Source organism: Caloramator sp. mosi_1 (assembly GCF_028622835.1).
Taxonomy (GTDB): domain Bacteria; phylum Bacillota; class Clostridia; order Clostridiales; family Caloramatoraceae; genus Thermobrachium.
The window spans coordinates 972,876-987,642 of sequence record NZ_CP117677.1; the positions used below are offsets into that span (position 1 = coordinate 972,876).

Genomic DNA, 14,767 nt, shown 5'->3' on the forward strand with positions numbered 1-14,767 from the left:
TATTTTTTAACTTTCTTGAAGTTTTGAAACAGGAACTTCAAAGACCTTATTTGTTTCTAAATCCTTAATTAGGGCTGATTTACTGTCTTTATGTACCTCCTCAATCCAAACGCTGTGCCCATTGTACTTCACATCAATTACACCCAGTGAATCTTGAATTTCCATTGCCCTCTCTATCCTCATACCTACACCCCTTTTGTATTATTTTTGCATAATGTATAATATTATACCTTATAGATTAACATTTATTTTCTCAAAGACTTTGCTTTTCCAATACTACCATTAAGTTTTTTCCAAACATAATTATGTTCCTCTACACAATTAGAAAAATCGCCCTGCTCCCATCTTTTAATATGTCAATCAATTTCTTCTTTTCTAAACTACTAAAATTACTTTCATTTATCAATGATATAATTTCTCTACAAAGCTCTGGAGTTATTTCAATCTCTCCCCAAATCTGCCCATCTTCTGCCTCAATCTTACTATTTGCCATCTTGTGCATAGTATCATATATATCATACTCAAGTGTCTTTTTAGAAACCGTAAATTCAGACTTAGTAAATTCCTTCAGCACACCTTCTTCGATAAATTCTCTTCCAATAAGAAAGGATAACGCTAAAAACACAATAAAATATTAAATGCCGCTGTTTTCTTTAGCAAACCTTGGCTTGATGAAAACCTGCGACAAACATTAGAATGCTTAGACTTAAAAGCTTTAAAAAGATGTTTTAGAGAGTTAAAGAAACACAAAGGCTTGAAGTTAATATCCGTAAAGTCAAACAGTGGTGACGAAGTGGAGATAATAGTATAGGGCTGTATCTACAGCCCTAATTTACTTATTACCCATCCTATAAATTTTGTAAACACAACATCATATATATAGAAAAATACCTGTGCTAAAAGAGAAAGATGTAATAGTAGCCTATCACAATGTCCTTTGAAATGAATAACTTATACACATTATACACAGCAATTATTGAAAGATTAAAATAGATGTATTTAAACACCCAATGCAATTTGGTTTTACTCTCTAAGTATGCCTTAACTGCAGGATAAAAGGACATAGGGATAAAAACTAATACATAAGCTTTATTAGGAATTAAAAAAAGGATAATATATCTGAAGCTACTGACACCAAAAACCCTGTATATATGTTTGAAACAATAATGGGTATAGCAAGTATATAGCTTGCAAGAGATAAGAAGGTTATCTTTCCCTTAAAACTTATAAGCCCTAAATAAAGTGAAATAACAGCAAGTGCTGCAGATATACCACTGTAGGCGACTCTTTTAGTTTTATCCACACTATCCCCCTTTAGCAGCAGGAAATTAAATCTCCCCTAAACATTCGCAGCAGCAGTCTGCACAGTATAGATATGTACAAATAGTACAGCAGTCGTCGTTTGACCTTCTTGAAGCATTGTAGTAATGAGTATTGTAGTTTCTGTAACTATTATTCATTCTGTATAGTGCATCCTTATACTCTTGATTGTACGGATTCATTTGAGCTGCTCTTTTTATATAGTCGTAACCTACCGAATAGTTTCCCTATTTATATATATAAGCCCCATAAGGTAAAACCATTCATCATTTCTCATATTTATTTTATTTAGCTCTCTTTCAGCACTAAAATAGTCTCCTCTGTTTATGTAGTCCCTAACCCTTTGAAAATCTGAAAAATTGCCTTGATTAGAATATCCACTTGATGAATAACTGCCATTTGAATATCCACTTTGCTGTTTTCCGTGATTGTTTAAAAGATAATCATAGGCCTCATTTATCTCTCTTAATTTTTCCTCTGCAAGTTCCTTTAAAGGATTATCCTGGTATCTATCAGGGTGATATTTTTTAACAAGTTCCCTATAGGCTCTCTTTATATCCTCCATTGATGCGTTCTTGTCTACACCTAATACCTCGTATGGATTTTTCATTTAGCTTCTCCCCTTTAAAATTCTTTCAGTCTTATCGGCAAGGGATAGATATATTATGTTGTCTAATATTCCCTTGTTCTTTTTATATTTAAAAGTTCGTAGGCCTTTGTTATGTTTTCTAAGTAACTATACAGTACAAATCTTATGTTTTCTACTACTCTTTCCTTAAATTTATGTTCATCCTCTTTTTGATAATTAAAGGCGTATACAATTGGGTTGTACTTATTTTCCCTTATATCCTTTTCTAAATCGTCTAAAGCGTCTACCACATAAATCCATCTTCCTAAATTATAACCTAAATATTTTAATATTTCACCTTCTTTTCCTTCTAATACATCAAAGGTTTCCTTTGTAATCTCACCAAAAATATGGCTTAGTCTATCGATGTCTGGTGAATTTTGTTTTTCTAAAAGAGACATCTCTTTGAGGTTTTTGTCTATTTCACATATTTTATTTTTAAATTCCCTTGTATCCTTTATATTTAAAATTTTAGATAGAAGGAGGGATATTATATTTTTATCGTCATTATAATCGTCCAATAACTTTCGGTTTGTTAATATTATATTCATAACAGCCGCATAATCTATGTATTTATTTTGAAAGTAATTAACCCTGCTTACCTTATACCCACAAAACCTCCTCTTTGGAGTGTCTATATCATATTTTATTGAGGATAAAAATAAAGCAAGGAAGGTCATATCGTAGTTTAAAACATACTTTGTAGGATAGTTTATCTTTCCTAAAGATTTGCAAACTCCGCAGTAGTATCCCCTAAAAATTTCAAGTTCCCTAACCTTAAGTTCTCCCTTTAAAGGTGCAACATAGCCAAATATAAAATCACATCCTTTACTTGAGTTTATATTTTTATTTTACAGAAAACATATAAAAAGTTCCATATTTTGTTGATAAAAAAGAATTCATCGCAAGGATGAATTCTTTATAGGCCTGTATTAAGGTTGAAGTTATTTTTTATAAACTGCTCAAAAATCAAATTCTTGTTTTGTCTTGTCAATAGAACCATATTAAAGTTTTGTTTAACATAATCTATTAGTTCAAATACTATTTTATCACCTTTATTGTTTATAACATCCACATATGCCTTTACCAATTCACTCTTTAATTCCCTATCCCTTAAAATTGTTTCTCTAAGAGTTTTAATAAGTTCAAATCCTAAGCTAATTTCCTGGATAGAATAGCTTTTTATGTTTATGCCCTTTCCTACTTTCTCAACAGGTACAAAAACAATCTCGTCTAAAATACCAACAGCTCGATTAAAATCCCCCATAAACATCCTCCCTGATAATAAAAATAAAGATTTGTTTGTAAGATATGTATGTTAATTTTGAGGGAAATATAACCTGACTATTTGGGATCAAAAAGAATTCGCCAATAAATAACTTAAAATGAATTCCTTTTAGATAACATAAACAGCTAAACCCTTTATAAGGAAATTGTATGTTTTTGTTATTAGAATACCTTTAAGGAATTGAATTTTAATCCCTTTGAAGAGAAATATAGTTTCATTAATAATTAGTATAAACTATACTAATATAAATTATACAGTTTTAATCCCTTTCTAGGGAAATATCATTCTAATATGCCCGCTCTGCTGATATAATCTCTGCCCAATCTCTTTATTTTAATCCCTTTCTAGGGAAATATCATTCTAATCAAATAAGGACTTACCAACTGTTTCAGACACACCAATTTTAATCCCTTTCTAGGGAAATATCATTCTAATAAACCCTGACCTAACGTATAACTCTCAATTTGGAGTATTTTAATCCCTTTCTAGGGAAATATCATTCTAATAATGTAATAATTATTCCAGATAATGACGAGCCAGGTAAGATTTTAATCCCTTTCTAGGGAAATATCATTCTAATGCGTTGTTCCTGCTTGCTTCTGCTGTTCTTGCTTGATAGAATTTTAATCCCTTTCTAGGGAAATATCATTCTAATTCCACTGGATTTGTGGATTCAGGTCTTACCAATGGATTTTAATCCCTTTCTAGGGAAATATCATTCTAATCCTTATTATACTTGTGTATTTGTAATAGGTGTATCTGCATTTTAATCCCTTTCTAGGGAAATATCATTCTAATAGAGAAAAATTTGAACAAATGGCGAATGGGCTTAAAAAATTTTAATCCCTTTCTAGGGAAATATCATTCTAATGGGGTAAAAATCTTGACGGGCTAAAAACTATGCTGACGATTTTAATCCCTTTCTAGGGAAATATCATTCTAATGAGACAAAATCATTGAGCTTATGGACGCCGAAACGTGGCTATTTTAATCCCTTTCTAGGGAAATATCATTCTAATTAAATTTCCTCAAAAGTCGCAATAAAAATATGAGTTTTTATTCATTTTAATCCCTTTCTAGGGAAATATCATTCTAATCCATATCTCCGACACTCTTTCCTCTACTCTTTCGTGAAAATTTTAATCCCTTTCTAGGGAAATATCATTCTAATACTATAATACCCCCTGCAAATACTGCATAACTATATAATTTTAATCCCTTTCTAGGGAAATATCATTCTAATCTCGTTTTAGCTCACTAAGGAATATATTCATTCCTTTATTATTTTAATCCCTTTCTAGGGAAATATCATTCTAATTGATACCTCGCTATGTATCAGTGCAAGTCTTGTCGCAAGATTTTAATCCCTTTCTAGGGAAATATCATTCTAATTTTTCTTCTAATGACGCATACTTTAACATTTTTTGATATTTTAATCCCTTTCTAGGGAAATATCATTCTAATTAAAAATTCATTCGGATATGAAACCTTTTTATCTAAAATATTTTAATCCCTTTCTAGGGAAATATCATTCTAATAATTATATCTACGTTGTTATAGAAGAATTCAGTTTTTTAATTTTAATCCCTTTCTAGGGAAATATCATTCTAATTTTTCTTCTAATGACGCATACTTTAACATTTTTGATATTTTAATCCCTTTCTAGGGAAATATCATTCTAATAGAGGGAGGACTTATTCTACAGAACTTGTGTAAATGCAATTTTAATCCCTTTCTAGGGAAATATCATTCTAATGGAGGAATGACCTCCTCTTTTTTGCACTTTTTCTAATTTTAATCCCTTTCTAGGGAAATATCATTCTAATCCTGCACTTTTAGAGTGGTTAGGAATAGAAACAGGCATTTTAATCCCTTTCTAGGGAAATATCATTCTAATGCATATGCAGTTAGGAAATATGCAGGGTTCTTAAAGGTATTTTAATCCCTTTCTAGGGAAATATCATTCTAATACATTTAAAGCCACATTCATTATATTTCTCACATTCTCATTTTAATCCCTTTCTAGGGAAATATCATTCTAATCTACACTAAACAAAATGGAAGCTGAACTCAAGGAAACATTTTAATCCCTTTCTAGGGAAATATCATTCTAATGATTTTTGAAGGAGTATGGGTTACCAGACATTAACAGATTTTAATCCCTTTCTAGGGAAATATCATTCTAATAATGATAGTTCTTAGTGATAGCGAAAACACTATTAGGAATTTTAATCCCTTTCTAGGGAAATATCATTCTAATCCAATTAGCCTTATATTCTAACATTCTACAAAATTATTTTAATCCCTTTCTAGGGAAATATCATTCTAATTTCCTCTTTTAATTCAAAGAAGTTAGTCTTATCAGCTCATTTTAATCCCTTTCTAGGGAAATATCATTCTAATTAACAACATATCCGTCAATGGAAGAATCTGCATGATTATGCATTTTAATCCCTTTCTAGGGAAATATCATTCTAATAATATGCTATGTTGAACAGTTTCAAGAGGAAACAACATTTTAATCCCTTTCTAGGGAAATATCATTCTAATGTGAAAAGGGTAGGGGTGGCTGAAAAATTTCTTAGGATTTTAATCCCTTTCTAGGGAAATATCATTCTAATTGGTAAAACTATAGTAGTCCCAGTTCATAGCAATAAGATTTTAATCCCTTTCTAGGGAAATATCATTCTAATTTAAAAGCCCCATCGGGCTTTTTCTTTTGCAGGAAATCCATTTTAATCCCTTTCTAGGGAAATATCATTCTAATTTCAAAAATCCCCTCCCCAAATTGGCGACCATATATTTTAATCCCTTTCTAGGGAAATATCATTCTAATACTAACTTTGCAAGTGCTTGTCCTTTTGTACTACCTGATTTTAATCCCTTTCTAGGGAAATATCATTCTAATATGCACACCAAGAAAGCTTATGGCTTTATTTGAAATTATTTTAATCCCTTTCTAGGGAAATATCATTCTAATGAAACATGTAGAAGTATCGGATAAAAGCCAATACGATATTTTAATCCCTTTCTAGGGAAATATCATTCTAATAAACTACCTTCTGGCAAGAAACCGTGTGAAGTAAGATAGATTTTAATCCCTTTCTAGGGAAATATCATTCTAATCTTTGACATCCGCAGGGAAATCAAAGGTTTTAACATTATTTTAATCCCTTTCTAGGGAAATATCATTCTAATATCTTTGAGTATGCTCCAATCCTGTTCTATCTCCTCATTTTAATCCCTTTCTAGGGAAATATCATTCTAATCTGATGGAGCACCAAAGGGAAACTTGTATGGTTGAAAATTTTAATCCCTTTCTAGGGAAATATCATTCTAATGCGTACACTTGCTACAACTTCACCTTTTTCATCATAATTTTAATCCCTTTCTAGGGAAATATCATTCTAATTAGCCCCTATTTCTATTCTCAAAGGTATAAAGGTATTACCATTTTAATCCCTTTCTAGGGAAATATCATTCTAATTATAATTTGCCCTATATTAAACATTACACCAGAGCTTGAAATTTTAATCCCTTTCTAGGGAAATATCATTCTAATTTGATTATTTCTTGTGCTTGTTGTTGTTTCCTCTTGAATTTTAATCCCTTTCTAGGGAAATATCATTCTAATATTCCTCCTCAATCTTCTCCTGGCTTGTATCCTTCTATTGAATTTTAATCCCTTTCTAGGGAAATATCATTCTAATTTGCTTAGACTTGTTAAGTTGCTCTTGATATGCTTGATTTTAATCCCTTTCTAGGGAAATATCATTCTAATGCTTCAAGCACTCCATTTTGAACTGTATGCCCTAATATTTTAATCCCTTTCTAGGGAAATATCATTCTAATTCCTTGAAGAGATTCGAGAAAAAACAGGTGGGAATACTGATTTTAATCCCTTTCTAGGGAAATATCATTCTAATGAGAGTGGACCTGTGGCGAGTTAGGTCGCCACAAAGGTCTATTTTAATCCCTTTCTAGGGAAATATCATTCTAATCATAACTAGGAAAGCATTCCTTATCCCTATTTGCATACAATTTTAATCCCTTTCTAGGGAAATATCATTCTAATTATATGTTAAAACTATAGATATGAGCATAATTAAATAAAAAATAAAACAACAAAAGTTAAATTATTACAATTTTTATTAAGCGTAGCTTAACTATCAAAAATGGAATTTAAATTGAAATGAAAGAAACAAAAAAGGGTAGACTATCCCCTTGGTGAAATTGATGCTTAAAAATTTTGATATAACTTAGTTTAAGCTGTCCTTTTAATCCCGATAGGGATTTGTATTTATCAACACAGCCAGATTTTATAGCAGCAATTGCAATAGTTAAAAGACAAATATGTCCGATTGTATTTAGATTAGCAACAGAGTTAATATTTTTAACATAAGCTTGCTCAGTATTTAGATTCTTCCATCTAGAATTGTATCTTTCAGATTCAGTTCTAAGACTGTATATTTTCTTGAAAAATATAGAATCACGATTTATGGAAGATCTATAATCAGTGCCAATACTTATGTATTTTACACAACCTCTGTTTTTCTTACCGTTAAAGAATTTTTCGTGGTTACATGGACATAAAGAATCATCTTTAGAAGTTCTAAAAGGACAGCAAAACTTTTGTTTAATATAGGAATCAAAATATTGTTTGCCATCTTTATGCATTGCTAATCCAGCATCGCATATTACATTACCTGTGGATGTTAAGTCTTTAGGCTTTCTTCCACGTTTATTTAATGCAATGAAAGCATGACCTTTAAGGGTATTACGAATAAAGTCATGATTTTGCTTTGAATCATAGCCTTTATCAGCAATAATATAACTACCTTTGAGTGGGAACCACTCATTTGTATCAGATAGGATTTCTGTAAAGTTAGAAATTTCATTGACATCAGCGGTTGTAGTAAATTCAGCAATGGGAAGACCAGAGATAGCATCACAAATAACATGATTTTTGTATCCCCAGTAGAATTCATATTTTTTCTTTGAATTATTAGGTTTATCTTCTGAAACTTGAACATTCATAGAGTTATTAGCAGTATGAACACCTAATTTACAATCTTTATCAGAAGAAGGCGGGTTATTTTTAGAAAACTTGTTATTTGCGAAGCATTTAGGATTATTAAATTTAGTGTTAGCTTTAACAGGCGTTGCATCAACTGATATAAAGTTGTTGTCAATAAATCCTAGTTCTTTAAGAATATTAACTTGATTTTTCATGATTTCCTTAAGATAAGAGTTAGATAAATTTTTAATAAATCTCTGAAAAACTGAGTATGAAGGCAAAGGCTTAAGAATATTAAAACCACAAAGCTGAGCAATGATTAGATTATTTTCTAGAAAATCTTTTAGGTCAGTAATTTTGCCGAACTTCTCACATTTCATAACAATAAAGGCTCTAAAAGAGCATGGCGAGAATAGCCATTAGGACCATATTTAGAAGGAATCCTATCGGGTAATATAGATAAATCAAGACTATCAAAGATTTTAGTATAAAAATTGATAAGTTTTTGAGAAGTAAAAAGTTCAATTATATTAAATATTTCTTGACGTTGGTACATAGAGATTTCCTCCTTATTGTTTTTGTATTATGTGTGGTTATATAGTATAATTCGACAAAAAGAGAGGAAATCCTATGACATAAATTTGAGTGATAAAAAATTTGGCCCTATCGGGCTAGTAAAATCAAGGTCTTTGAGTTATGCTCAAGGCTATAAAACTACCATTAGGGGTGAGTTTATGCATTTTAATCCCTTTCTAGGGAAATATCATTCTAATCACATAAAGCAATAGTTAGGCATGTAGAGGAAGATATTTTAATCCCTTTCTAGGGAAATATCATTCTAATATATTATTCTTAGAAACGAGGAGGAATGAAAAATATTTTAATCCCTTTCTAGGGAAATATCATTCTAATTTAATAATCAACACGTCAACCTTGGAATAAAAATATAATTTTAATCCCTTTCTAGGGAAATATCATTCTAATAGCGTCAATTATTACCTGTGCGTATTGAAACATATATTTTAATCCCTTTCTAGGGAAATATCATTCTAATGACAAAGTATTGAATATTGATGTAGCAGATGGAATTTTGATTTTAATCCCTTTCTAGGGAAATATCATTCTAATACAGTTATTTGGTCATCAGAAAGTCTTGTTGCTCCTTCATTTTAATCCCTTTCTAGGGAAATATCATTCTAATCAATATTAAGAAGCGACATCAAGACAAGATATGAAGCAATTTTAATCCCTTTCTAGGGAAATATCATTCTAATCTTAAAGGAATAGCTTTAATATACTTCTTATAACCAATTTTAATCCCTTTCTAGGGAAATATCATTCTAATCTTCCTTCGATGTTTGCACCATCTGTAAAGTTTTCAATTTTAATCCCTTTCTAGGGAAATATCATTCTAATGTGGAACAAGCCCTCAATACACCACAAGAACTATATTTTAATCCCTTTCTAGGGAAATATCATTCTAATACTTGATATGGCAAAAGAGTTAGCAATGATACAAAGAATTTTAATCCCTTTCTAGGGAAATATCATTCTAATTTCTTTTGTCGATACATTTACGCTCGCTGCTATTGGGATATTTTAATCCCTTTCTAGGGAAATATCATTCTAATATTGATAGCCCACCGCATAGGTCGAATACCCTAAATATTTTAATCCCTTTCTAGGGAAATATCATTCTAATATAGGTGGTGCTTGAATGAAAAATCAATTTATAATTGAATTTTAATCCCTTTCTAGGGAAATATCATTCTAATAGCACTTGTATTTGACCCTAATGCTATGCTAATAGGTCATTTTAATCCCTTTCTAGGGAAATATCATTCTAATATTGTTAGGTTTTCGTCCTCGTGGACAAGTCCTGCCATTTTAATCCCTTTCTAGGGAAATATCATTCTAATTATAATATTGGTTCTCAAACATCATATTTACAAGAGTATTTTAATCCCTTTCTAGGGAAATATCATTCTAATGAGTAACATTTGGCAGCAGACAAACAGCACTTGAAATTTTAATCCCTTTCTAGGGAAATATCATTCTAATGAGAATTAGCCCATTTAGTAAATTCTCCTGCATTAGATTTTAATCCCTTTCTAGGGAAATATCATTCTAATTTTTAAGTATAATTGCGTATAGCAAAATATACTTGCATTTTAATCCCTTTCTAGGGAAATATCATTCTAATTTACTTGTCTATTTGCCATCTCTAATGCTCTTTTCATATTTTAATCCCTTTCTAGGGAAATATCATTCTAATGGGCTAATAACTGCAGCAGAAAATTATATTAAAAATGCATTTTAATCCCTTTCTAGGGAAATATCATTCTAATTTTTGGCAAGGTAAAAGAGTATATTTAGGATTAGATTTATTTTAATCCCTTTCTAGGGAAATATCATTCTAATTCATTGAGCACTCTTATGCTTGTCGAGCTGGTAAAGGAAATTTTAATCCCTTTCTAGGGAAATATCATTCTAATTATTGCCGCAACTTTTAATATACCAGTTGAATTACTATTTTAATCCCTTTCTAGGGAAATATCATTCTAATTTTGAGAATTATTGTTGCATCTTGACTACCTGCATTTTATTTTAATCCCTTTCTAGGGAAATATCATTCTAATGCACTATTTGTTGGTGGTTATTGTGGTAGTAGTTATACATTTTAATCCCTTTCTAGGGAAATATCATTCTAATGTAGGTTTCTATTTTGGACAATCAGTAGCAAAGAAAATTTTAATCCCTTTCTAGGGAAATATCATTCTAATGACAGTGTAGGGGAACCTACGCTGTATTTTTTAAAAATTTTAATCCCTTTCTAGGGAAATATCATTCTAATTCAAAGAGAGTATCGGAAGTTGAAAAAGACGTAGAAATTTTAATCCCTTTCTAGGGAAATATCATTCTAATTGCTAAGCTTGCGAAAAGTTCTTTTGTCGATACATTATTTTAATCCCTTTCTAGGGAAATATCATTCTAATGTGTCAGAGGAATAAAAGATAGAACAAAAGATGGAGGGATTTTAATCCCTTTCTAGGGAAATATCATTCTAATGGAAAGCTCCACAGTTTTCACAAACCCATTCTCTATTTTAATCCCTTTCTAGGGAAATATCATTCTAATTTAGCAATGTGCAAGACTTATGCTGAAAAATTTTATATTTTAATCCCTTTCTAGGGAAATATCATTCTAATAGAGGATAACATGACAATAGACTACGGACAACAGTTAAATTTTAATCCCTTTCTAGGGAAATATCATTCTAATGATTTCTGAATGATAATAGGTGTAGATTTAGGCAATTATGCATTTTAATCCCTTTCTAGGGAAATATCATTCTAATAATGTTTAAACCCATATTCCCTGGCTTTTTGTATTATTTTAATCCCTTTCTAGGGAAATATCATTCTAATAAAGAGTTGCAAGCAATATTTGCACTAGACCAAAAGCATTTTAATCCCTTTCTAGGGAAATATCATTCTAATTATCCCTGTGATTAAATTTGTTTTAGTTCCTACTACTTATTTTAATCCCTTTCTAGGGAAATATCATTCTAATAAATACAATTGTAAAATCAAATGTATTGTTTCAGACCCAATTTTAATCCCTTTCTAGGGAAATATCATTCTAATTGACCCAATCACTCAATTAATGACATCTCTTGTTTTGATTTTAATCCCTTTCTAGGGAAATATCATTCTAATATAGCAGTTGAATTAGAACTGGCTGACCTACCATTACAAGATTTTAATCCCTTTCTAGGGAAATATCATTCTAATATAAATATGGAATCCTACATCTCCAAAATCTTTTTAAATTTTAATCCCTTTCTAGGGAAATATCATTCTAATGTATCCTTGTCTTGCTGCTTCTTTGTAGTCAAATTTTTATTTTAATCCCTTTCTAGGGAAATATCATTCTAATCATACAGGGTAGGTATACAAAGTGGTTTCATAACCCCAATTTTAATCCCTTTCTAGGGAAATATCATTCTAATGTAAATACAATAATCCAGGAGCAGAAGTTCTGTGTAATTTTAATCCCTTTCTAGGGAAATATCATTCTAATATGTTAGAGAAGAGTTATGACACTAAAACAGGTTTAAAAGTATTTTAATCCCTTTCTAGGGAAATATCATTCTAATCATATTTGCAAGAGCAATTAGAAACAGTAGGACTTATTTTAATCCCTTTCTAGGGAAATATCATTCTAATTTTAGTCGTGATTTCGAAAATATACTTGAACAGCAGTATATTATTTTAATCCCTTTCTAGGGAAATATCATTCTAATCAGAATAGACAGGATAGTTATACAGTTAGACAAAACAATTTTAATCCCTTTCTAGGGAAATATCATTCTAATAAGAAAAACAAAAGCTTGTAGAGATGTTGAAGATTATATTTTAATCCCTTTCTAGGGAAATATCATTCTAATCCTGTCTTCAATATATCTTAAATTCAAACATATCATTGTATACTTTGCGAATAAATTATAAATAAAACAATTAATAATCCTAAAAAATATTTGTTAATTTCTTGTATAACTTGAAAATACTAATGCGAATTACAATAAACCATATCATTAATAAAAAGTCATTCAAAATACTAAATTCTATAAAATATAATTATAAATTTATTTTGCAGTTGAAACTCTTTTCGCATTTTATACTATACGTAAAATATATCTTCTTTATAGTTTTTCTTTATACCTAAATATTCTATAAACCTTTGTGCTTCAGGAGTTAATTTATAGATAATTATACTATCTTCTTTATTGTCTATCAACTTTAATAATTTCATTTTTATCGTTTGTAATTGAGTGTTATTTAGTCTGCACTCAAACAGAGAATACTGTACCCTTTGTCCAAATCCCTCTAAAACTTTAGAAACCTTATTTCTGGTTCTATCCTTAGAAATATCATAACTTATAACATATAAATTTTTATTTTCATTCAATCAAATCCTCCCCTATTTAAATGTATATGGTATATACTCATTTAAATCACCTATTAAATATTTTACTAACATTCTTGATTGCAATAAAATTACCTTTTTAAAAGGTATTTTCTCTTTTGATAAAACGTGAGATGTTTGTCTTTCAAACCTTTCTCTAATCTTCTTAAAATACTTCAATCTCGCATCACTATCTAAATAATATGCACCTAACTTTTCCTCAAAATCTTCCTTTAATATCTCTTCATTCCTAATTAAGTTTAATACAAACGCATCAGCTATAGGTCTTATTTCCTCAAGCATATCTAAAGCAAGTGCAGGTCTCCCATAAACACAAGAATGTAAAAACCTATATAAGGATCTAATCCTGCTGTAATCAAGCTACTTATACATTTTGTAAGAAATATTGTGTATGTATAGGATAATAATGCATTTATTTCATCTCTTGGCGGTCTTCTACTTCTATAATTAAAAACAAATCCTTCAGGTATAACCTTTCTAAATCCCTCAAAGTAAATTCTACTAATTATCCCCTCATACCCCATTAGTTCATCAATACTTTCTACTTCTAAAATTTTTCCCTTAATTGATTTTATTTCATCTATTTCAGTTTGCAAAAACTTACCATATATCTTTTGCCATCTATACAACATAGTGATTTGATTTTTAACTTTACCTAAAATAAATCTTTTAGCTAAATACAACCTATTACCTTCGTAAATCTTATATTGTTTTACACGTAAATTTATATTCTTACCTAAAGGTGGTATTATACTTCCTTTATACTTTACATCTTGTGTTAAAAAGTGAATATAAATTTTTTATCCATTAAAAAATGTATTGCTGGTGTTGTAAGAGTTGCCCTACTTAAAATTATTATATCATCTATATCTATTAACTTGATTTCTGTGTTAGTATCTTTTAAAATCAAAACCTCCCCACTTTTAGATATTTGCCCATTATATTGATCTATAAATAGTGTGTTCACTTTATTCCTCCTCAATAATTATTTTAAATTCTGGCAAGCATATTTCTCTTTCTGAACACCCTTCGCATCTATTTGTATAATTAAAATCACTACATTCTCCTTTGCTAATCATTTTTCTCATATCATCAATAATTTCTTTTAACCTACCTATATCTTCTTCAGTTTTTTCTATAATTCTTCTTCTATTAGAATAATCATAAAAAATATATATCTCATCAACATTTTTTCTATATGTTTCTTCGAATGCTACTGCCTGTGCTAACACTTGAAACTTATCATTTTCCCACTCTGCCCTTCTCCCTCTCTTTTCTTCTATTATTATCGTCTTTCCATCTTTAATTAAAACAATATCAACTATACCCTCAACCCCTAAGTCTTCACTGCATACATATATATTTTTGTAGTATTTACCTCCATCTGTCCAATATTCTAAATCAGAATGTTTTTCCTTTCCCTCTAATGTATAATAATTATCTGTCCTAAAACCTAAAAATATTCTAAATAAAATCTTCTTTTACAGTATACAAATGTATTAATAGATGAAATAGGTATATAATT

General features: G+C 30.0%; 8 protein-coding genes, 3 pseudogenes and 2 CRISPR repeat arrays. All 11 genes and pseudogenes read right to left on the reverse strand.

The features are described 5' to 3' along the window. Window positions 1-6: 6 nt before the first annotated feature. Complete coding sequence (locus PL321_RS06930) at window positions 7-183, reverse strand: H-type small acid-soluble spore protein (RefSeq protein WP_273963985.1); 177 nt, start codon at window positions 181-183, stop codon at window positions 7-9. A gap of 62 nt (window positions 184-245) precedes the next feature. Then, window positions 246-502, reverse strand: a pseudogene (locus tag PL321_RS06935) (DUF6241 domain-containing protein). Between the two features lie 597 nt (window positions 503-1,099). Continuing rightward, window positions 1,100-1,303, reverse strand: a complete 204-nt coding sequence (locus PL321_RS06940; RefSeq protein WP_273963987.1) for a hypothetical protein — start codon at window positions 1,301-1,303, stop codon at window positions 1,100-1,102. Between the two features lie 11 nt (window positions 1,304-1,314). Continuing rightward, a pseudogene (locus PL321_RS06945) lies at window positions 1,315-1,930 on the reverse strand (DnaJ domain-containing protein). A 62-nt stretch (window positions 1,931-1,992) separates the two neighbouring features. Then, window positions 1,993-2,790, reverse strand: a complete 798-nt coding sequence (locus PL321_RS06950) for a DUF5685 family protein (RefSeq protein ID WP_337961113.1) — start codon at window positions 2,788-2,790, stop codon at window positions 1,993-1,995. A gap of 77 nt (window positions 2,791-2,867) precedes the next feature. Beyond that, entirely contained in the window at window positions 2,868-3,215 is a 348-nt protein-coding gene (locus tag PL321_RS06955) for a hypothetical protein (protein ID WP_273963988.1), read from the reverse strand. A 277-nt stretch (window positions 3,216-3,492) separates the two neighbouring features. After that, a CRISPR array of direct repeats spans window positions 3,493-7,311; the repeat unit is 35 nt; unit sequence ATTTTAATCCCTTTCTAGGGAAATATCATTCTAAT. Between the two features lie 107 nt (window positions 7,312-7,418). Further along, entirely contained in the window at window positions 7,419-8,633 is a 1,215-nt protein-coding gene (locus PL321_RS06960; protein WP_273962637.1) for a transposase, read from the reverse strand. Beyond that, on the reverse strand, window positions 8,630-8,809 hold the full coding sequence (locus PL321_RS06965) for a hypothetical protein (protein WP_273962636.1): 180 nt from the start codon (window positions 8,807-8,809) through the stop codon (window positions 8,630-8,632). The genes PL321_RS06960 and PL321_RS06965 overlap by 4 nt, the downstream gene beginning before the upstream one ends. A gap of 182 nt (window positions 8,810-8,991) precedes the next feature. Beyond that, a CRISPR array of direct repeats spans window positions 8,992-12,703; the repeat unit is 35 nt; unit sequence ATTTTAATCCCTTTCTAGGGAAATATCATTCTAAT. 233 nt (window positions 12,704-12,936) lie between these two features. After that, entirely contained in the window at window positions 12,937-13,224 is a 288-nt protein-coding gene (gene cas2 / locus PL321_RS06970; protein ID WP_273963989.1) for a CRISPR-associated endonuclease Cas2, read from the reverse strand. 12 nt (window positions 13,225-13,236) lie between these two features. Next, window positions 13,237-14,209: pseudogene (cas1, locus tag PL321_RS21140) on the reverse strand (CRISPR-associated endonuclease Cas1). A gap of 1 nt (window position 14,210) precedes the next feature. Beyond that, window positions 14,211-14,717 carry a CRISPR-associated protein Cas4 gene (cas4, locus tag PL321_RS06990; RefSeq protein WP_337961115.1) on the reverse strand — a complete coding sequence of 169 codons (507 nt, stop codon included), beginning with the start codon at window positions 14,715-14,717 and terminating at the stop codon, window positions 14,211-14,213. Window positions 14,718-14,767 lie beyond the last annotated feature (50 nt).

Excerpts from the sequence above, each read along its gene's own strand:
- PL321_RS06965 (WP_273962636.1), bottom strand. The coding sequence starts at position 8,809 with ATGTACCAACGTCAAGAAATATTTAATATAATTGAACTTTTTACTTCT.
- PL321_RS06960 (WP_273962637.1), bottom strand. The coding sequence starts at position 8,633 with ATGAAATGTGAGAAGTTCGGCAAAATTACTGACCTAAAAGATTTTCTA.
- PL321_RS06955 (WP_273963988.1), bottom strand. The coding sequence starts at position 3,215 with ATGGGGGATTTTAATCGAGCTGTTGGTATTTTAGACGAGATTGTTTTT.
- PL321_RS06930 (WP_273963985.1), bottom strand. The coding sequence starts at position 183 with ATGAGGATAGAGAGGGCAATGGAAATTCAAGATTCACTGGGTGTAATT.